The 20459-nt window shown below is 63.7% G+C and carries 14 protein-coding genes; 11 read left to right on the top strand and 3 right to left on the bottom strand.

Annotation, left to right across the window (positions count from 1 at the left end; all coding sequences use genetic code 11):
- The first annotated feature begins 7 nt into the window (after positions 1 to 7).
- The 8 genes from trbE (at position 8) to OYT13_RS17075 (ending at position 12541) form a co-directional block, all read left to right on the top strand.
- Complete coding sequence (trbE, locus tag OYT13_RS17110; RefSeq protein WP_247561214.1) at positions 8 to 2458, top strand: conjugal transfer protein TrbE; 2451 nt, start codon at positions 8 to 10, stop codon at positions 2456 to 2458.
- A complete protein-coding gene (gene trbJ, locus OYT13_RS17105) occupies positions 2455 to 3183 on the top strand; it encodes a P-type conjugative transfer protein TrbJ (protein WP_247561212.1) in 729 nt (242 codons plus the stop codon). Before trbE ends, trbJ begins: the two co-directional genes overlap by 4 nt.
- Before the next feature lie 11 nt (positions 3184 to 3194).
- Entirely contained in the window at positions 3195 to 4571 is a 1377-nt protein-coding gene (gene trbL, locus OYT13_RS17100) for a P-type conjugative transfer protein TrbL (RefSeq protein ID WP_247561210.1), read from the top strand.
- A 12-nt stretch (positions 4572 to 4583) separates the two neighbouring features.
- Positions 4584 to 5288: a conjugal transfer protein TrbF gene (gene trbF, locus OYT13_RS17095; RefSeq protein WP_247561208.1), complete on the top strand. Its 705-nt coding sequence runs from the start codon at positions 4584 to 4586 to the stop codon at positions 5286 to 5288.
- Positions 5285 to 6310, top strand: a complete 1026-nt coding sequence (gene trbG / locus OYT13_RS17090; protein ID WP_247561206.1) for a P-type conjugative transfer protein TrbG — start codon at positions 5285 to 5287, stop codon at positions 6308 to 6310. Before trbF ends, trbG begins: the two co-directional genes overlap by 4 nt.
- 2 nt (positions 6311 to 6312) lie before the next feature.
- Positions 6313 to 7605, top strand: coding sequence for a TrbI/VirB10 family protein (locus OYT13_RS17085; RefSeq protein ID WP_247561204.1), 1293 nt, complete (start codon positions 6313 to 6315; stop codon positions 7603 to 7605).
- On the top strand, positions 7602 to 7853 hold the full coding sequence (locus OYT13_RS17080) for a DUF2274 domain-containing protein (RefSeq protein ID WP_247561201.1): 252 nt from the start codon (positions 7602 to 7604) through the stop codon (positions 7851 to 7853). The genes OYT13_RS17085 and OYT13_RS17080 overlap by 4 nt, the downstream gene beginning before the upstream one ends.
- Positions 7854 to 9034: 1181 nt before the next feature.
- A complete protein-coding gene (locus OYT13_RS17075; RefSeq protein ID WP_268566698.1) occupies positions 9035 to 12541 on the top strand; it encodes an autotransporter family protein in 3507 nt (1168 codons plus the stop codon).
- Positions 12542 to 12757: 216 nt separating this feature from the next.
- Here OYT13_RS17075 and OYT13_RS17070 read toward each other — a convergent pair whose 3' ends face one another.
- Positions 12758 to 13822, bottom strand: coding sequence for a porin (locus OYT13_RS17070; RefSeq protein ID WP_017234248.1), 1065 nt, complete (start codon positions 13820 to 13822; stop codon positions 12758 to 12760).
- Between the two features lie 519 nt (positions 13823 to 14341).
- Entirely contained in the window at positions 14342 to 15271 is a 930-nt protein-coding gene (locus tag OYT13_RS17065; RefSeq protein ID WP_017234246.1) for a LysR family transcriptional regulator, read from the bottom strand.
- 175 nt (positions 15272 to 15446) lie between these two features.
- On the opposite strand from OYT13_RS17065, the gene OYT13_RS17060 reads away from it, so the two are divergent.
- From OYT13_RS17060 to OYT13_RS17050, 3 genes are all read left to right on the top strand, one after another.
- On the top strand, positions 15447 to 16328 hold the full coding sequence (locus OYT13_RS17060; RefSeq protein ID WP_261938180.1) for an NAD(P)-dependent oxidoreductase: 882 nt from the start codon (positions 15447 to 15449) through the stop codon (positions 16326 to 16328).
- Positions 16329 to 16430: 102 nt separating this feature from the next.
- The gene (locus tag OYT13_RS17055; RefSeq protein ID WP_017234244.1) at positions 16431 to 17945 is read left to right on the top strand and encodes an aldehyde dehydrogenase family protein; all 1515 of its coding nucleotides are present in this window, start codon (positions 16431 to 16433) and stop codon (positions 17943 to 17945) included.
- A gap of 395 nt (positions 17946 to 18340) precedes the next feature.
- Positions 18341 to 19708, top strand: a complete 1368-nt coding sequence (locus OYT13_RS17050; protein WP_017234243.1) for a DUF3100 domain-containing protein — start codon at positions 18341 to 18343, stop codon at positions 19706 to 19708.
- A 104-nt stretch (positions 19709 to 19812) separates the two neighbouring features.
- Here the strand turns inward: OYT13_RS17050 and OYT13_RS17045 are convergent, their stop codons facing one another.
- On the bottom strand, positions 19813 to 20385 hold the full coding sequence (locus OYT13_RS17045; RefSeq protein ID WP_017234242.1) for an EF-hand domain-containing protein: 573 nt from the start codon (positions 20383 to 20385) through the stop codon (positions 19813 to 19815).
- Positions 20386 to 20459: the final 74 nt, after the last annotated feature.

Below are 20459 nucleotides of genomic sequence, written 5' to 3'. Positions count from 1 at the left end.
CCATGCCATGCTGAACCTCGCCGAATACCGCCAGCGTCCGGCCTTGCTTGCCGACTGGTTGCCCTGGGCCGGTCTGGTCGCGCCAGGTGTCGTGCTGAACAAGGATGGCAGTTTCCAGCGCACGGCACGCTTTCGTGGGCCAGACCTGGACAGTGCGACGCAGGGCGAGTTGATCGCCACCACGGCAAGGCTGAACAACGCACTGCGCCGACTCGGCTCTGGCTGGGCGCTGTTCGTCGAAGCCGAACGCCGGCCTGCAGCGGACTATCCGCACTCGGACTTCCCGGAGCCCTTGTCGTGGCTGGTGGACGAGGAGCGGCGCGCGACCTTCGAAGAGTCGGGGAACCACTTCGAGAGCGGCTATCACCTCACGCTGCAATACCTGCCGCCCGAAGAGTCCCGCGCACGGGCGGCCAAAATGCTCTACGAGAACACGCCCACGCAGGGCGTGGACTGGCGTGAACGCCTGTCGGCCTTCGTTGCAGAAACCGATCGCATCTACGATCTGCTGGACGGTGTGATGCCGGAGATCGACTGGCTCGATGATAGCCAGACGCTGACCTACCTGCATGCGACCGTTTCGACACGCCGTTACCGCATCGGTGTGCCGGAAGTGCCGCTCCATCTCGACGCATTGCTGGCCGACGCGCCGCTGGTCGGCGGCCTCGCGCCCATGCTGGGCGACCAGCACCTGCGCGTGGTCACTGTGCGTGGCTTTCCGACCTCGACCTGGCCGGGGATTCTGGACGACCTCAACCGCTTGGGCTTCGCCTACCGCTGGAGCACGCGCTTCCTGTGCATGGACAAGGCCGAAGCCGAGAAGGAGCTGGGCCGTCTGCGCCGGCAATGGTTCGCCAAGCGCAAGAACGTCCTCGCACTGCTGCGTGAAACCATCTTTCAGCAGGAATCGCCGCTGGTCGATACCGATGCCAGCAACAAGTCTGCCGACGCGGATGCGGCCTTGCAGGAACTGGGCAGCGATCAGGTCGCCTTCGGCTACGTCACCGCGACCGTGACCGTGCTGGATGCCGACGCCAACGCGGCCGATGAAAAGCTGCGCATGGTGGAGCGCGCAATCCAAGGCCGTGGCTTCGTGACGATCCCGGAGACGCTGAACGCCGTGGAGGCCTGGCTATCGTCGGTGCCGGGCAATGCCTACGCCAATGTTCGTCAGCCCATCGTCTCGACGCTGAATCTCGCGCACCTGATGCCGGTGTCTGCGGTGTGGGCTGGGCCGGAAAAGAACGATCACCTCGACGGCCCGCCGCTGATCGTCACTCGCACCGAGGGCGCGACGCCGTTCCGGCTGGTGACGCACATTGGTGACGTGGGGCATACGCTGGTGGCCGGCCCGACCGGCATGGGCAAGTCGGTTCTGCTCGCCACGCTGGTGATGCAGTTCCGCCGCTATCCCGGCTCACGCATCTTCGCTTTCGACATGGGGCGTTCGATGCGCGCCACCATTCTCGGTCTGGGCGGCGAGCACTACGACCTGGGTGCCGATGGCGCAATCGCGTTCCAGCCACTCGCGCGCATCGACCGGGAGGGCTATCGCACCTGGGCCGCCGAGTGGGTTGAAGGCCGCCTGCGACATGAAGGCATTGCAATCGGCCCCGATGAGAAGGTGGCCATCTGGTCGGCGCTCGGCAGTCTTGCGGGCGCGCCCGTGGAGCAACGCACGCTCACCGGCTTGTCGGTGCTGCTGCAATCCAACGTGCTGCGCCAGGCGCTCGCACCTTACGTTCTCGGCGGCGCTCACGGCAAGCTGCTGGATGCCGACAGCGACCGGCTGGGCGTGGGCGACGCTCAGGGCTTCGAGATGGAGGAACTGATACACAGCAAGGCCGCAGTGCTAGCCGTGCTGGGCTATCTGTTCGCGCGCTTCGACGAGCGTTTCGACGGCGCGCCGACGCTGCTGATCCTCGATGAAGCCTGGCTGTTCCTGGATGACCCGGTGTTCGCGGCGCGCATTCGCCAATGGCTCAAGACGCTACGCAAGAAGAACGTCAGCGTCATCTTTGCCACGCAGTCGCTGGCCGACATCAAAGACTCGACCATCGCGCCCGCGATCATCGAGAGCTGCGCGAGCCGCATCTTCCTGCCCAACCCGCAGGCCACCGAGCCGCAGATCCGCACGATCTACGAGGGCTTTGGGCTGAACAGCAGGCAAATCGAGATCGTCGCCACCGCCCAGCCCAAGCGCGACTACTACTACCAGTCGCGGCTGGGCAACCGCCTGTTCGATCTTGACCTCGGGCCGGTCACGTTCGCCTTTGCGGGCGCTTCAACATCCCAGGATCAACGCGCCATCGACAGCGTGCTGCGCGACGCCGGAACACCGGGCTTCGCAGGTGCCTGGCTGCGTCACCGCGGCCTCGATTGGGCGGCCGACCTGTTGCCGTCCGCTCCCTCGGCCGTGTCCTTCCTTGCTTTCCAACCTCTGGAGGTTTCGCCATGAAAAAACGTCTTCTTGCCGTCGCTGTCGCTGTCTTGATCGGCGCCGTACCCGTCGCCCAAGCGCAATGGGTCGTCATCGACCCGACGAATCTGGCCCAGAACATCCTGACTGCCGCGCACACGCTGGAGCAGATCAACAACCAGATCAGGCAGCTTCAGAACGAAGCGCAGTCGTTGATGAACGAGGCTCGCAACCTCGCAAGCCTGCCGTTCAACGTGGTCAATCGTCTGCGATCCAACCTCGACACGACGCGGCAACTGATCGCCCAGGCGCGGGGGCTGGCCTTCGACATCCAGAACATGGATCAGCAGTTCGCACAACTGTACCCAGATCAGTACGCCGCCAGCGTGAGCGGCAACCAGATGTTTCAGGACGCTCACCAGCGCTGGCAAAACACGCTCCAGGGCTTGCAGACCGCCATGCGCATGCAGGCTCAGGTGTCGCAGAATCTGAACCAGGATGAGGGCGTGTTGGCCGATCTGGTCGACCAGAGTCAATCGGCCACCGGCGCCTTGCAGGCCATGCAGGCCACTAACCAGCTCCTCGCCCTGCAAGCCAAGCAGTCCATCCAGACCCAGCAGCTCCAGCTCACGCAAGGCCGTGCGGCCTCGTTGGAACTGGCTCGGCAAGCCGCCGCTGTTGAGCGTGGACGCGAGGTGACGCGCCGCTTCATTGGCAGCGGCACCGCGTACACGCCGCAGTCCGTAAACTTCTACGGCAACTGACGGATGCGGCCATGAACGACGTCTCCGTCATCGACCGTTTCCTCAATGTCTTCTCCACGTACATCGATTCGGGGTTCGGCCTGCTGCACGGTGAAGTCGCTTTCCTGACCGCGACGCTGGTGGCGATCGACATGACCCTGGCCGGCCTCTACTGGGCGCTGAGCCATGCCACCGGCCAGGGCGAAGACGTGATGGCCAAGCTCCTGCGCAAGGTGCTCTACGTCGGTGCCTTCGCCTACATCATCGGCAACTTCAACTGGCTCTCCGGCATCGTGTTCCGATCCTTTGCCGGCCTCGGTCTGACGGCTTCCGGTTCGACGTTGACGATGGCGACCTTTCTGCAGCCGGGGCGCCTCGCCAAGACCGGCATCGACGCTGCCGCCCCCATCCTGCAGCAGATCAGCGAGATGGCCGGGTTCCCGGAGGTGTTCATCAACATCGCGCCCATCGTGGTGATGTTCCTCGCCTGGCTGATCGTCATCATCAGTTTCTTCGTGCTGGCGGTGCAGCTCTTCGTCACGCTGATTGAGTTCAAGCTGACCACGCTCGCCGGCTTCGTGCTGGTGCCGTTCGCGCTCTGGAACAAGACCGCCTTCCTCGCTGAAAAGGTGCTCGGCAACGTGGTGTCCTCGGGCATCAAGGTGCTGGTGCTGGCCGTGATCGTGGGCATTGGCACGGGGTTGTTCGCCGAGTTCCAGGTCACGCCCAGTGAACCCTCCGTCGATCACGCGCTGGTGGTGATGTTGGCCTCGCTCGCGATGCTGGCACTCGGCATCTTCGGCCCCGGCATTGCCACCGGCCTGGTGTCCGGCGTGCCGCAGCTTGGCGCCGGTGCAATGGCCGGTGCGGCGATGGGCGCAGCCGGTACGGCCGTTGCGGTCGGTGCTGCCGCGACCGGCGTGGGCAGCGCGGTTGTGGCCGGGGCGCGCATCGCACCCGCTGCCGCCAAGATGGCCGCCAGCGGAGCGCGTGCCGCTGCCTCGACCGCAGGCAGCGCGCGCTCAGCCTATCAAGCAGGTTCCGCAGCAGCCGGCGGTGGTCTCAAGGGGGCCGCTGCTGGCATGGGCAACGTCGCCAAGACCGGCGCGCAGGCCGTCGGCCAAAAGGCCGCCGCCGGGATGCGCTCGCTCAAGGAGCGCGCGGCATCTGCTTTCCGTTCCGACGAGGCGGGCTCGGCATCCAGAAGCGCCGCCACATCAGGCCAATCCACTACCAGCGAAGCCAATTCCGGAGCTGCCGACCAGCAACAGGCGCAACCCGCCTGGGCCAAGCGCCTGCACCGTCGCCAGCAGATCAGCCATGCCGCCACGACCGCCGCCCACACGCTGCGCGGGGGGGACGGCGGTGGCTCAAGCAGCGGCCCGAGCTTGCACGATTCCAACTCATAAGGAGAACAAACCATGCGATTCAAGCGACCGCAGGCGCGCTATGCCGATACGCCGCAGCCTGCCACTCCCTACCAATCCGCCGCCCAGGTGTGGGACGAGCGCATCGGCTCGGCCCGCGTGCAGGCGAAAAACTGGCGGCTGATGGCTTTCGGCTGCTTGTCGCTCGCGTTGCTGATGGCGGGCGGACTGGTCTGGCGCTCGGCGCAGTCCATCGTCACGCCCTATGTGGTGGAAGTGGATCAGGCCGGCCAGGTTCGGGCGGTCGGCGAGGCCGCCACGCCGTACCGGCCGAACGATGCACAGATCGCCTACCACCTGGCGCACTTCGTCGTGCTGGTGCGCTCGCTGTCCATCGATCCCATTGTCGTGCGGCAGAACTGGCTCGACGCCTACGACTACACCACCGATCGCGGCGCGGGCGTGCTCAACGAATATGCGCGCACCCATGACCCGTTCGCCCGCGTCGGCAGGGAGTCGGTCACGGTGCAGATCACCAGCGTCGTGCGCGCCAGCGATGCGTCTTTCAACGTGCGTTGGACCGAGCAGCGCTTCGTCAATGGCGCGCCGGCCGGCACCGAGCGCTGGAACGCCGTGATTTCCACCGTCCTGCAAACCCCGCGCACCGAAAAGCGGCTGCGCAAAAACCCATTGGGCATCTACGTCAACGGACTGTCGTGGAGCCGCGAACTCGATGCTGCCGAAGGAGCCAAGCCATGAACCTGTCTTTCCGCTTTTACGCTTTCGTGTTGACGCTTGCCGCGTCAGTTCTGTCGCTGCCGGGCTGCGCCACGAAGGGCACACCACCGCCGGTTATCTCGCTCGATGAGCCGGTGCAGGCCCAGCCGCTGCCCGAACCGCCCAAGCCGGTCGAAGTGGTCGAAGTACCGAAGGTGCTCCCGATGCCGGCGCAGATGAAACCTCTGCCCGAGAGCATCGAGGCCAAGGCTACCCCTGAGCCCGCCGATGAAAAGCTCCGGGTCTCGCGTGCCAACGCCGAGGCGCGCATTGCGCCCACGCGTGAGGGCTACGTCAACGCCATCCAGGTCTGGCCCTTCGGGGACGGTGCGCTGTACCAGGTCTATGCGGCACCGGGACGGGTAACGGTCATCTCTCTCCAACCGGGCGAGGAACTGGTGACAGTCGCCGCCGGCGACACGGTGCGCTGGATCGTCGGTGACACCTCCAGCGGCACCGGTGAGGCGCTGCGCGTCAGCGTGTTGGTCAAGCCGATCCGCTCGGGGCTCAAAACCAATCTGGTCATCACCACCAGTAGGCGCACCTACCTGATCGAGCTGACCTCGACCGAACGCGCCTGGATGGCTTCGGTGTCATGGGAATACCCGAAAGATCGGATGCTGGCCCTGCAACGCCAGGCGCAGGCCGCGCAGGCGACTGCACCGGTCGATGCCGGCCTGTCGCTGGAGAAGATTCGCTTCCGCTATGCCATCAGCGGCGGCACGCCGCCGTGGAAGCCGCTGCGCGCCTTCGACGACGGCGAGAAGGTCTATATCCAGTTCCCACCGGGCATCGCACAGGGCGATCTGCCGCCGCTATTCGTGATTGGCGCTCAAGGCGACGGGCAACTGGTGAACTACCGCTTCCGTTCGCCGTACTACATCGTGGATCGGCTGTTCGGCGCGGCCGAACTACGCCTGGGTGGTGGAAAGGGAAGTGATGGGGGCGAAGTGGTGCGCATCGAGCGCACGGATGGAGTCGTGGGCACAGCGCGGGGGAACTGACCATGAGCCAGAACGACACCCCGGACACACCTGTTCCCGATGCCACCCCGAAAGTCGCGCCGGAGAACGTGGCGCTGCGCGCCCAGCCGCGCCCGGTGACACGCTTGAACCGGCGCACATTGGCGATCCTGGTCGGCGGCCTCGCCGTAGCCGTGTTGGGCGCGACCATGTGGTCGCTGCAACCGCGCAAGCGCAGTGCAGGCGAACAGGCCGAGCTTTACAACGTGGATCGCGTTTCGCGTTCGGAAGGTCTGGACCAGCTTCCGACCGATTACTCCAAGCTGCCACGGGCTTTGCCACCCCAAGTACCCGAGCTGGGGCCGCCGTTGCCGGGCGACTTGGGGCCAGCCATCGTGAAATCGCAGCAACCGGTGACGCCCACCTACACCCCGCCTGGCCACGCTCCCGCAAACACGGAGCACGACGCCCAGCGCAAGGAGGCAGAAGCGGCCGCAGGGGCATCGGTGTTCTTCCGTTCCAGCAACCAGCGCGCCGCCGCCACGCCAACGCAGGTGGCCACGGCCCGTCCTGCATCCGGTCTTGCGGGCTTCGATCCGATGGCCGCCGGGCCAGCTTCAACAGCAGCGCAGCCTGCCGATCCGACCGCCGTGCAGAACCGGCAAGATCAGAAAGAGGCGTTCCTGAAAGCCGGAACTACGGAAACCCGCAATTCCGGGAACCTGAAAATGCCAGCTTCACCGTATCAAGTGATGGCGGGAACGGTGATCGCGGGTGCGCTGGTGACGGGCATCAAGTCCGATCTGCCGGGCGACGTGATTGCCACGGTGACGGAGCCGGTCTATGACACGGCATCGGGCAAGTTTGTACTGATCCCGCAGGGTTCACGCATCCTCGGCCGCTACAACAGCCAGGTGAGCTATGGGCAAAGCCGCGTGCAGGTGGTGTGGAACCGGATCATCCTGCCCGACACGTCTTCGCTGACGCTGGACAACTTGGCCGGTGCCGATCCGGCCGGCAACTCTGGACTGGAGGATGGCGTCGATTGGCATTGGGATCGCATCTTCGCCGGTGCTGCGCTGACGACGCTGTTGGGCGTCGGTGCCGAGCTGGCCGCGCCCGAGAACCGCCAGAACGGTGATCGTGTCATCAACGCTGGGCGCAACAGCTTGCAAGACAGCGTGAACCAGGTCGGCCAAGAGATGACCCGGCGCAACCTCAACATCCAGCCCACGTTGACCGAGCGGCCGGGCCTGCCGGTGCGCATCATCGTCAATCGGGATTTGGTACTGCGCCCCTATCAGCCGCTGTTCTTCAATCGGGGGACTTCACGATGAGCACCACGCGCAAGCTGCGGCTGGGGCCGCTGCCCAAGACCGAGAGCGTCAAACTGACCTTCACGTGCCCGACCAGCCTCAAGGCCGACCTCGACCGCTACGCCGCGCTGCATGCGCAGACTTATGGCGAGACAGTCGATGCGATGACGCTGATTCCGCACATGCTAGAGGCATTCATCGCGGGGGATCGAGGATTCAGGAAAGGAGGCCGTGCAAGTAGTCAAGCAACTGGAACTGCCTCACGGTAAAATATGCATACCATTATCAAAGAGGAAGCATTGGAGCGAGAAGACCGATAGTTCAATCAGCCTGACGTATCAACAGATTCAGAAGACAGAGCGAACCGTCCGATTGCTGGGTGAGATTCCCACTAACAACAAGCACCGTACCCTAACCAACGCACAACAAACCAAGGAGGTAACTATGAAGAAAACAAACTTCAAACTTAATTTCGTGGCAAGTTGGGCTGTGGCACTGTCGGTCTTCGTTGGCGCTGGAGGTGCACAGTTCATCTGTGCTCGATCCAATGCTTCTTCGAGTTGATTCCCAAGGGCTAGGGCCGCGTACTAGGCATCCGCTCCAAACAAGAACGCGCAGCTCACGAGCTGCGCGTTCTTGTTTGGCGTAGGGACTTTGCAGATATGGCGATCGGGGAACGAGGTGTTGCCGTGTGCGATCTATTCGCTGTAGCGCTCCTGGGTTTGCTACCGCAATACTCCTACATGGCTCCCAGCCCACAGATCAGTTGTGGGCTGAAATCATCGAAGAACACCCTAAACTATTGTCGCATATAGTCTTTTAATACTATGCCCACCGTCAAGAAGCGCTTGACGGCGGACATTTTTTATGGCGCTCCCAGTGCTTTAGGGAACGTCAGCGTGCGCAAGGGCGAGAGCGCGCTAGGTGGCGGTATCTCGGCCAAGTATCGCTTCTGAGCCTGCGTACCCACGTCAGGCGGGCGAAGAATCGTCCTGTTGTGACCAAGCGGAAGTGAAGAAACCCGTCGTGCCTGAGAGAGCGCGGCGGGTTTTTTTATTGGCGCTGGGTATAGGCATTCGGCTCGCATTGTCCGGCCGGAACGCGGTGCAAAACGCATGATGCCGAGCAGAAATTTTTCGTTGGGATATCTCCCGCTTGGTTTCGATATCCGTTGTTTGCGTGTCGCATGCTTCGCATGATTGGGATTTTAATGATGGGATGTATTGAATTATTGGGACCTTCTTCTTTTTTGATTTTGAATATTTAAAGAATTATCCCAACTTATTGATGGATTGTTTTCTTGGGTTAAGTACCAAAACTCAATGACTTTGCGTCGATTTCGATAATCCGAATTTTAGACTTCGTGAGCCTTGACGCACGCCGTCGTGTCGTGTCTGGAGCGTGATGGAGCAATTCGTCACTTTTCACGAATTAATTTATGGATTATCGAATGCAAAAGAACCATCCGAAGTCGAGCGCGCTGCGTCAGACAAAGATTTGCATGGCCGTCGCGGCCGTAGTGACCGCAGCAGCACTGCCGGGGTATGCGGCGGCGCAAACCGGGCAGAAACAATGGCAGGAGGATCGGACCGCTCGTCTGGGAAAAATTGATACCGATGCCAAGACTGTGACGCCCGAACTCCAAAAGGCCATTGCCACGCGGCGATTTGCGGAACGTATGGCTGAGCAAATGGAAGCCGCCTCCGCCGTCATGGATTCCACGGCTACGTGGAGTGACAAGCGCTTGGCGCTTGAATTCGTAAGTGCCGCCGTCGGTTCCATTCTCACTGAAACTGCCGATGCTTCCATTTCCACTGACGGATTGTCAAAAAAGACGGCGCTCGCGACGCTGAAGTCGAGGATCGATGTGGCCGCGAAGGCAAAACATGCTGGGCGGGCAGAAGCATACGGTGACCTCGCAACCGAGATCAACAAGCACGCCACTTTTGCAAAGGCGAGTGCCGATGCCGTCACGCCGCTGCAACGCTCGGCCGATTTGTTGGCACTGAAGCAGGCGCGTGTGCAAGCCGCCGGGACAGAGGCGGCACTGACGGCGCTCAAGAATACGCGTCAACTGGACGCGGCCACGCCGAATGCTGAGAAGCAAGTCGCGCGTTTGACTTGGCACGACAAGCATCTGACCAACTTCATGGGGGACGAAGCGAATTCCGATACGCATGCCGTCATCGGCGCCGACACCACGCTGGAGATCACGAGTGCCTCCGGGAGGTCGTCGGATGCGATCCACGGTGTCGTCGGAGGCAAACGGGACGTGGGTACGCTTTACGTCGCCGAAGGCGCCGATCATGACGTTCTCGTCGCCGGTACGGGTAAGGAACTGATCGTTCATCGTGCCATCGAGGGTGCGGGCGATCTGTCCATTTCGGTCGTCGAGGGGGGCGCGCTGACCTTCGCCGCGCAAGGTGAGAATCAGACCGGTGCCATCTACGCGGAGAACGTTGCGCTGTCCGCGACCGGTGCAAACGGAAAGATCCAGTTCAATGAAGGCACCAGCGCCGGATCGGCAACGATTGCACTCAACAACGGTGGCGAACTGGTGTTCGGAACGAACGCCAATGCAGGCAACAGCCAGATCACTGTCGGCATGGCGGTGACCCAGGGCGATGTCGATGCCGCCCTGCTGGCGAATCCGAAATCCCGGCTTGGCGTTGCCGCCGCCGGGAAGCTGACGGTCAGTGATGCCTCGGCGGGCGACGCGACGGTCGTCAATTTTGGACTCGCATCGTTCGACAAGTCGAAGCTTCAGAATCTGGCGTTGCTGAATGCCGGCAAGACGACGCTCAGCAATCAATCCGAGGGCGGCAAGGCGGAAGTCATTAACCTTGGCGGCGCGACACTGGACATCGCCGATACGAAGCTGCAGCGCATGACGCTGACAAACGCCGGTGAAGTCACGATGTCAGGCAGCACGGTCGCGGGCGAAGCGACCATCAACCTCGTGGGCGGTTCTCTGGACGTGTCGGCGATTGCGCTTCCCGCGGCGGAGCCGAGCGATCCCGTTGTCAAAGCGCTCACTATCGGCTCGCTGACGGGCAGCGGCGAAGTTGTTGCCGGTGAGACCACGATTCGCCTCGGCGCATTGCATCAAGACGACGTGTTCGACGGCCGCATTCTGAGCGTCAAGGCTGCAGTGTCGGATAGTGACGACGTTACGGTCAGGCTGGACACGTTCAACAAACAGCCGCTCGCGCTGGGCGACGCGCCGTTGAGCCACCAAGCCGACGCGATCTCCGATCCACCCACCCACCTGCAAGTGGTCAAGGTGGGTAACGGCAACCTGACGCTGACCAACGACCAAAGCGCCGTCAAGCGCATGGAGATCGAGGCCGGTACGTTGACGGCGGCGCACGCCAATGCGATGGGCTCGGGCACCGTGAGCGTTGCCAGTGCGGGTACGGTTGCGCTGGGCGCAGACGTCAGCGGCGTGACCGACATCACGAATGCCGGGACGATTGAACTCGGTACGAACAAGCTGGCCGTGCGCAAGTACGCGTCGAGCGAGGGGGCGAAGATCAACTCGCGTGTTGCGAAGCAAGGTGAAGACCTGGCGTTCGGCGCGATTCAAGTCTCGGAAAGCAGCGATTTCCGCGCGACCAAAATCAACGTCGCCGTCGATGACGGCATCGAAGTCGCCGATCTGCTCAAGCAGCAAGTGACGGTCGTGGATGCGCCGGGCGACGCCGACGTGCAGATCGGTGAAGTCGAGTTCGGCAGCATCTCGACTGGCGATGGTGCCGATGGCAATACCGGCGGTCGAGTGACGATTACCGAAACCAGTGCAGTGAATTTCCTCGGGGCAGACGGCGGTTACAACGCCAACGAGCAAGCGGTGCTGGCCTCGGTCGACGGCGTGGCGTTGGGCGATCTGGCCTTGGGCAAGATCGGGGGCAGCGTGCTGTCGGCCATGGCGTTGCAAACGGCGGGTTCGGAAGAGCAACGTCGTTCGGCGCGTCTGCTCTCGGGTGAGTCGCTGGTGAACAACGCGACGACGGCGCAAGGGTCGGCTACGTCATTCCAGCGCGGCATGCAAACGCGCATGATCGCCGGTGGCACGATGTTCGACGACAAGACGGCGAACGGCGCGATGGCGGCGGACAACGGCATCGCGGGTTGGGCCTCGTTCAAGGGCGGCAACGCGAGCCAGCGCGGCGACGGCATGTCGTTCGACGTGAAGGGCCTGGACGGCGCGATCGGTATCGACAAGCGGGTGGGCCAGAATACGCTGGTGGGCGCGTCGATGGGCCTGGGCAACCAGGAGTCGAAGGCGAAGGGCATGCCGGGCGAGTCGAAGGTCAACAGCGTGAGCGTGGGCCTGTACGGATCGCACCTGAGCAGCGCGAACTGGTTCGTGAACGGCGCGTTGTCGTACACGAATCACAGCGTGAAGACGGATCGCACGGTGGCGGCGCGCAATGCGTCGGCCCGCTTGACGGGCAAAACGAGCGGTCAGACGTTCGGGATGTTCGGCGAGGTGGGTAAGCGCTTTGGGGTGTCGGGCGTGAACATCGATCCGTCGGTGGGCGTGCGCGTGGCCTCGACGCGTCTGAACGCGTTCGACGAAACGAACCGGGATGGCCAGGGTAACGACGGCCTGAAGGTGGGATCGCAAACGCAGACCTCGACGCGCGGGGTGTTGGGCGTACGACTGTGGAGCGAAGTGGCGAGCTTTGCGGGCGGCAAGGTGGCGCCGTCGCTGCGCCTGTCGTACGAGCACGAGTTCGGCAACACGCAGAGCCGCCTGACGAATGCGATCTACGGCGCGCCGCGTGACTTCACGGTGAAGGGGCCGAAGTTGGGCCGGGACATCATCGCGGCGGATCTGGGTGTGGACATGCAGATCAAGAAGCAACTGGAAGTGCGCGTGGGCGGCAACGTCAGCGTGCGCAAGGGCGAAAGCGCGATGGGTGGCGGTATCTCGGCTAAGTATCGGTTCTAAGGAAGTCGGCAAGACGCTTTCCTCGCAAGGGGAAAGCGCAGATCGCCTCCGAAGACGATTCAGATCGCGCATCGCGCAGTCATGATCGATGCGTTATTGGCCGAATACATTTGGGTCGAAACCCCCGCTACTTATCGTCAGGAAAAAGCCGTCCGGCAATGCGCCGGACGGCTTTTTCGCATCTCGCGCCCGGGGGCTCGCTACTACGCCGCCTGATCAGAACGAATGCGACACGCCGACATAGGCGCCGGTCTGGCCTTTCCCTGCGGGCGGGTTGTCGAGCGAGTCGCTCGGAATGGCCGCGACCGAGAAGTTCTGGTTCGAACTGTTTTTCACGTAAGCGAGGGTGCCATACAGGAACGTGCGCTTCGACAGGCTGTACGTCGTGCCCACCTCGAACATCGTCGCGTTGCCGAAGCCGCCCGGCACGTTGACATGATAAACCGCCGCATTAGCGGCCCAAACCGGGGTGGCTTGATACCTTACGCCGGCCCAGTAATGGTCGGCACGCGTGGCGAAGTCGGGCGCGGGCGCGTCCGGCGCGGACATATGCGTGTAGCCGAGTGAAATCGTGAAGCGGTTCAGGAACACATTCGCGCCGGCGAAGTACTCGCGCGACGTGGCGAAGACATCAGTGAAGCGCCCCGTGCTATCGCGAATTTCGTCATACAAGGCGCGCAACTGGAACCGGTCATGCGTGTAGGTCAACTGGGCCCCCATGCCACGCCCGTTGTTGAACTGCCCGGCGATGTTGGAGAACGCGTATTGGCCCGCCACGTCGAAGCCGTACCAGTTCGGGCTCTGGTAGTTGACGGTGTTGCTCGCCTGCGGCCAGTTACGCCCGCGCACGAGCGACGCCGAGGAGAAGGCTTGCTGCTGGAATGGATCGAAGTCCCAGACCCCGTTGCTGATGAACAGATTTCGCCCGATCGTCAGTTGCCCCCACGAGCGGGAGTTGAAGCCGACCAGCGCGCGCCGGTCGAAGATCGAACCCGCGCCATTGTTGTTGAAGCCGTTCATCAACTGGAAGCCGCCTTCCAGGTTGAATACCGCATGCAATCCTTGCCCGAGATCCTCATAGCCGCGCAGGCCGAACAGGCTCGTGCCGTAGTCGCCGCCTTGCGCGCTCCAGCGCGAGACGGTGCCGCCGTTGCCGTCCTGAAGGTGGTTCATGAACTGAAAGCCGCCATCGACGCGGCCATAAAGTTGCACGCTCGACTGCGCGTGCGCAAACGTGCCGATGCTGCAAAGCAGGCTCGCTGCGATGAGCTTCTTTTTCATGGTCTGCTCCCCAGTTGCGTTTTGCCCCGCACCTTCTTGCGCGGTTATGACCGTCGTCGTCGCACAGCGTCCAAGCGAAGACAACACGAGATGTCGTCGAAAAAGCTTGAAAAGCCTGAAAATTCGTTACGAGTGACAAAGCATCGGGAAGCGGGCACGCCTGGGCAACGGGCGCCGCATGGGGGCATGCGGGCGGTTGCGAGTGATGCCGTCACGCTCTGGTTGTCAGAGTTCATCGTCATGGCAGTCCACTGGCGTAGCGTCGTCGGCGGGGCGGCGCCAATACAGGCGCACACGCGGCCATACGACCGGATTCGGCTGGCGAGGCGGCAGGCGATGCTTCGCATGTCATGGACTGCGACGCAACGAGCCGTTATCGCCCGGATGGCTTCATTTATAGACGAATTCCCCCGCGCGCAACATCGGGGAAAGGCTTAATACGACGATTGTTGCGTGCCAGCAACCGAAGCCGGGCAACGCGGCGACCGGGTCCATGCCCGTCGACGTTGGCCGTTCACGTCAGTCCGGGGCGCCAAACGCTTCCATCTTGCTCGCCAAATGGGTCAGCAAGCGGTTGGCCGCGCCGGACAGCCGCCGGCCTGTGCGCGTGACGAGATGGGCTTCGGCCTGATTGAGAATCGGGTGATCGATCGGCAGCGCGCGCAGCTCGCCGGCCTCGATCTCCTGTGACACGGCAAACGCGGGCAGGAATGTGGCGCCCAGTCCGGCGCGCACGAAATGCTTGAGCACGGAAATCGAGTTGGTCGTGACCGCGGGCGTCAGCCGATACTTTTCCGACTGCTCGGCCAGCGCCATCAACTGGCGGGTGCCATACGCCCCATGCATAAGGGCGAGCGGCACGTCGTAGAGCGCGTCGAGCTTGAGTCCCCCGGCCGCGCGACACCGCTCTACGAGCGGCGAGTCGGGCGCGACGATCGCGTGCACCGGTTGGCGCATCTGCGCGCGCGACACGATCTTGGGTTCGATCGGGGGGTTATAGACCAGCCCGATGTCCGCATCGTCTTCCGCGACCCGCCGCATGACTTCGTTGGTTCCCGCCAGATCGAGCGTGAGCGTGATGTCCGGATAGCGCTTGCAGAAGTACTGCAGCGGCGCGCCCATCAGATCGCTGACGAACCCCTCGCCGACCGCCAGCCGGATATGCCCGCGCCGCAACCCCCGCACCTCCTGCAGCTTGGCAAGCAAGTCCTCCTGGTGTGCGCGCTGTTCCCGGTAATACTCCATGAGCAACCGGCCGGCCTGCGTCAGATGGACGCCGCGTTTGTGACGTTCGATCAACGGTAGCGCCATTTCGGCCTCCAGCAGGGCGATCTGACGGCTGACGGCCGAAGGGGCAATGTCCAGTCTGTCCGCCGCGGCGCGCACGGTGCCGCACTGGACGGCTTCAAACAGATACAGCAGTCGGTTTTCGTTGATGGCAGGTGTCATACCCTAAAGACTAATTTTTAGAACAAAAATCTTCAAGCGTTGTCATTGAGCGTCGTTTTTTTTCATCCCACACTGCCAATCAATGTCCAAGCGTTGGCCGGCACGTTCGGCCGACGAAGCAACGCGATGTCGCCCAAGGGGGAGACGTCATCCTCGCAGTCAATCTGGAGTCAACATGAAAATCATCGGAGTGGTCGGACTGGGCAACATGGGACGCGGCATGGCGCTGTCGTTGCAGCGCGGCGGTTTCACGGTGCTCGGCTTCGATCCGTCGCCGGCCGCCGGTCGCGCCTTGGCCGACGCGGGCGTCGGACTGCGGGCGTCGGTGGCCGAACTGGCCCGCGAAGCCGACGCCCTCGTGCTGTCGCTGCCGACCTCGCAGGTCGTCGAGGCCGTGGTGAATGGCGCCGATGGGATTGCCGCGAACGGTCGCAAGGGCCTGATCGTCATCGACACCTCGACGGCCGATCCGGCAAGCACGCGTGGACTGGCTGCCACGCTGCGCGAGAAGGGTATCGCGCTGGTCGACGCACCGGTCTCCGGCGGCCCGAAGGGCGCCCTGAACGGCGCGCTCACGATGGTGCTGGGCGGTTCGGTGGAGGACATCGCGCGGATCGAACCGGTGCTCGCCGCCATGTCCGCCAAGCGCGTGCATATCGGCGACGTGGGCGCCGGTCACGTGACCAAGCTGATCAACAACCTGATGTGCGCGGCGCACCTGGTCGTGGCGGGCGAAGCGATGCGTCTGGCCGAAGCCGCCGGCGTAGCGCCGGCGCAAGTGCTGGAGGGGCTGAATGCCGGCTCGGGCCGCAGCGGCGTGACACAGACCAACTACCCGACGTGGATCCTCAACAACGCGTTCGACTCCGGTTTCACGATGAAGCTCATGCGCAAGGACGTGCGTCTGGCGATGGCACTCGCCGAGCAGACGGGCACGCTCGCCACGGGACCGCTCTCGGCCGAAGTCGGTCGTCTGTGGGCCGCAAGCGCGGCAACGGTAGGCGATGACGAGGACTTCAATCGCATCGTGCAGTTCATCGAGCCGGGCCGGGCGTGATCGCGCGTCAGCCCGCTCCGGCATTACGCCGGGTCGTTTGATTTTCCATTGTTGTTTGACGAAACGATGCGCCCGATGCGGCGCGTCGCACGGAGTGTTCTCATGGCAGACCCACAAGCCGCCGCTTTGCTCGGCGCATTCGCAAAGTTCTTCCCCAAGGCCACCACCCTCGGCTCGTTCGTGAATGGCGAACTGCTCGAAGGCACGGGTGACGCGAACATCGAGATCGTGAACCCGGCCACCGGCCAGACGGTATTGTCGTATCGCGACGCCGGTGCCGCCGTCGTGGCCCAGGCGGCCCACGCCGCGCAAGCCGCGCAGAAAACCTGGTGGGCGCTGACCCATGCGGCGCGCGGTCGTGTGATGCAGGCCGTCGGCAGCAAGATCCGCGAAAACGCCGAAGCGCTCGCGCAACTCGAATCGATTGGCGCGGGCAAGCCGATTCGCGACTGCCGCGGTGAAGTCGCCAAGGTCGCCGAGATGTTCGAGTACTACGCGGGCTGGACCGACAAGTTCTATGGTGATGTCATCCCCGTACCGAGCACGCACCTGAACTACACGCGTCGCGAAGCGATGGGCGTGGTGTTGCAGATCACGCCGTGGAACGCCCCGGTCTTTACGTGCGGCTGGCAACTTGCCCCGGCTATCGCCATGGGCAACGGCGTGCTGCTCAAGCCGTCGGAACTGACCCCGGCCAGCTCACTGGCGGTGGCCGAACTGGCCGAGCAGGCGGGCGTGCCGCGCGGTCTCATCAACGTGCTCGCCGGTTTCGGTCACACCACCGGTCAGGCGGCGATCTCGCATCCGGTCGTCAAGAAAGTGGTGTTTGTCGGCTCGCCCGCCACGGGCAGCAAGATCGCCGCGGCCGCCGCGCAGCGCCTGCTGCCGAGCGTGCTGGAACTGGGTGGCAAGTCCGCGAATATCGTGTTCAACGATGCCGACCTGAAGCGCGCCTGCCTCGGCGCTCAGGCCGCCATCTTCTCGAGCGCAGGCCAGAGCTGTGTGGCCGGCTCGCGTTTGCTGGTGCAGCGTGGCGTGTACGACGAGATGGTCGACATGCTTGCGCGCGGCGCGGAGAAGATCCGCGTGGGCGAGCCGCTCGACGACACGACCGAGGTCGGTCCGATCTGCAACCGTACCCAGTACCAACACGTCATGAACATGATCGATGCGGGCGTCGCGGGCGGCGCCCGGTTGGCGGCCGGTACGCAGCAGCGCAGCGATGGCGGCTTCTTTGTGCGCCCCACGGTGCTGGCCGACGCGAACAATACGATGGGCGTGGCGCGTACCGAAATCTTCGGCCCGGTCGTCGTGGCGATTCCCTTCGACACGGAGGAAGAGGCGCTGGCGATCGCCAATGACAGCGAGTTCGGCCTGGCCGGCGCGGTGTGGACGCAGGATGTCGCGCGCGCGCACCGTGTGGCGGCGCAGGTCAATGCCGGTACCTTCTGGATCAACGGCTACAAGACGATCAACGTGGCGTCGCCGTTCGGTGGCTACCACCATAGCGGTTACGGTCGCTCCAGCGGCATGGAAGCGCTGTATGAGTACACGCAGACGAAGAGCGTGTGGGTCGAGACCGCGGCGAACCCCGCCACGCCGTTTGGCTACGTCTGATGCTGGTCCGCGGCGAGCGTAGGGCCATCCGGGGGGAAGGGGTGTCGTCATGCGTTCGGTCGTCGGGGGCGTCGTGTCGACGGGGGCGCGCTGGATCGGGGCGACGGTCGTGAGACCCCGCTCGGTACGGAGCCGTTTCAGCCCGTGAGATTCGGGGCCGAAACGGCCATTTTGGCCGCGTATAATGCCGCCCTCGGGTGGTTCGGCGCGGAACGCTGTTGTTGTCACCGAGGTGTGCCAACCTGGCGAGCCGTCAGGCGTCATGGGGAAGTCCGACGGTCTGGGGACCGGACGGATGGCGTGCCGAATTTCCTTAACCACCGAAATGTTCGTACACCTTCCGGGTCACCGGACGGCACCGGACCGGTTCAATAGCATGTGCAGGGGAGACCCAGATGGCAGTCATGGAAAAAAGCGCGGGCCAACCGCAAGGGGGCGCCTTCAGCGATGGTGTGCGCCTATATATTTGGGCAATCGTGATTCTCGTCATCGCGGAGCTGATCGGGGCGATCAGCATCAATGCGGGGCACGGCAAGATCGTGTTGCTGCCGATGGTCTGGGCGTTGCTGCTCGGCGCGGCGTTGGGTTTGTCGCAAGCGCGTCTGCCGCGTTTTGCGCAGATCAACCTGCCGATGCAACACAAGGCGTCCGCCATTCTGCAACCGGCGCTACTGCTCTTCGTGGCCAAGCTGGGGCTGCTCGTGGGGGGCTCGCTGCCCAAACTCGTGGCCGCCGGTTGGGCGCTCGTGTTCCAGGAGTTTGGCCATTTCGTGGGCACGATCATCCTGGGCTTGCCGGTCGCGCTGATGCTCGGCATCAAGCGCGAGGCCATCGGAGCGACGTTCTCGGTCGGTCGTGAGCCGAGCCTGGCCATCATCGGTGAAAAGTATGGCTTCGATTCGCCGGAAGGCCGTGGCGTGCTGGCCGAGTACCTGACGGGCACGGTGTTCGGCGCAGTGTTCATCTCGCTGTTCGCGGGCTTCATCGCCAGCCTGAATCTGTTCCACCCGCACTCGCTCGCCATGGGCGCCGGCGTGGGCTCGGGTTCGATGATGGCCGCTGCCGCCGGCGCCATCGCCGCGCAGCAAACGCCGGAAGTCGCCAAGGAAGTGGCCACGTTCGCCGCCGCATCGAACCTGATCACGACGACCATCGGCACGTACTTCACGCTGTTCATCTCGCTGCCGCTCGCCGTGTGGGGCTACCGCGTGATGGAGCCGGTGCTGGGCCGCATGAGCCGCCGCGGTCGCGCCAACGCCGAAGCCGCTGCGGTGGCCGATGCCGACGCCGCCAAGGAACTCAAGGAAGCGAGCACGGCGCACACCGTCGAAATGAATTTCGGTGCACGTTTGTTCGCCTGGGTGTTCTCGGGTGCGCTGGCGCTGGTCGGTAACACCATCGCCTTCAAGACGCCGTTCCTCGACGGCGTGCCGGGCATGGTCATCATGATCGGTGCCGTGATCGTGGGCGAGGCGCTGTACTACGTCACGCGCCGCAAGGTGCCCGCCGTGTGCTGGGTGTCGCTCATTGCGATGTTCCTGACGTCGCCGGCTTTCCCGTTCGCGCCGATCGTCGAGCAGTTCACCGGGAAGATCAACTTCCTCTCGTTGGTGACGCCCATGCTGACGTACGCCGGTCTGTCGGTCGCCAAGGATGTGCCGGCGTTCCGTCGTCTGGGCTGGCGCATCGTGGTCGTGTCGTTCCTCGCGAACGCCGGTACGTTCCTCGGTGCTGCGCTCATTGCCGAGTTCTTCCACGTGTAATACGTGCCTGTTGTGCGCGGCGGTGACACGCCGCACGCATGACGCGCAAGCGAATACGCCACGGCATGCCGTGGCGTATTTTTTTGCGCTACCGAGCGAGGGGCTCAGGGTTTCGTGGTTGCCGCGTCGGCTTGCGCGCGCTCGTGATAGTAACGGCGGAAGTAAGCGCGAATCTCCGCGGGCGAGAGCTTGCCGTCACGATTGGCGTCGATCAGCTCGAAATGCCGATCGAGGAACGGCTCGGCGGCCGCCGTTTCGTCGCGGCTCAGATAACCGTCGCCATCCTTGTCCGCCGCCTTGAAATAGCGCTCGAACGTGGCGCGACGCGCCTGCAACTGGCTGTGCTGATAGGCCGACCATTCATTGCGGTCGATCTTGCCATCGCGATTGGTGTCGATGGCGTCGAACGAGCGTTGCAGGTACAGCCCGAGCGCTGCGTTCTGATCCGACGCGTCGCCGTAGTCCGGGCCCGGTAACGGCGCAGGCATGGGCGCCGAAGGTGTCGTCGGCACGACGCCGTTCATCGGCGTCCGCGTCTGTGCATGGCCGGGCAGCGCGACGAGCGACAGGGCGGCGGCGCTGGCGCAAAGCGTGATGACGGCGAGTGTCCGGCGCGCCGTACGCCGTGTCGCGAGGGTTCGAAGCGTACGTTGATGCGGTGTCTGTTGAGATGTCATGCCGCGCTTCTCCTGATTCGTTGAACAGTGACGGCGGTATCGGCCTCGCGATGCGATGCGCTGACGAGAGGGGA

It is taken from the genome of Pandoraea sp. XJJ-1, from assembly GCF_026802345.1.
Classification (GTDB): Bacteria; Pseudomonadota; Gammaproteobacteria; order Burkholderiales; family Burkholderiaceae; genus Pandoraea; species Pandoraea cepalis.
Note: the sequence above shows the minus strand (reverse complement) of the source record. Positions and strands in the feature narration are given on the sequence as shown.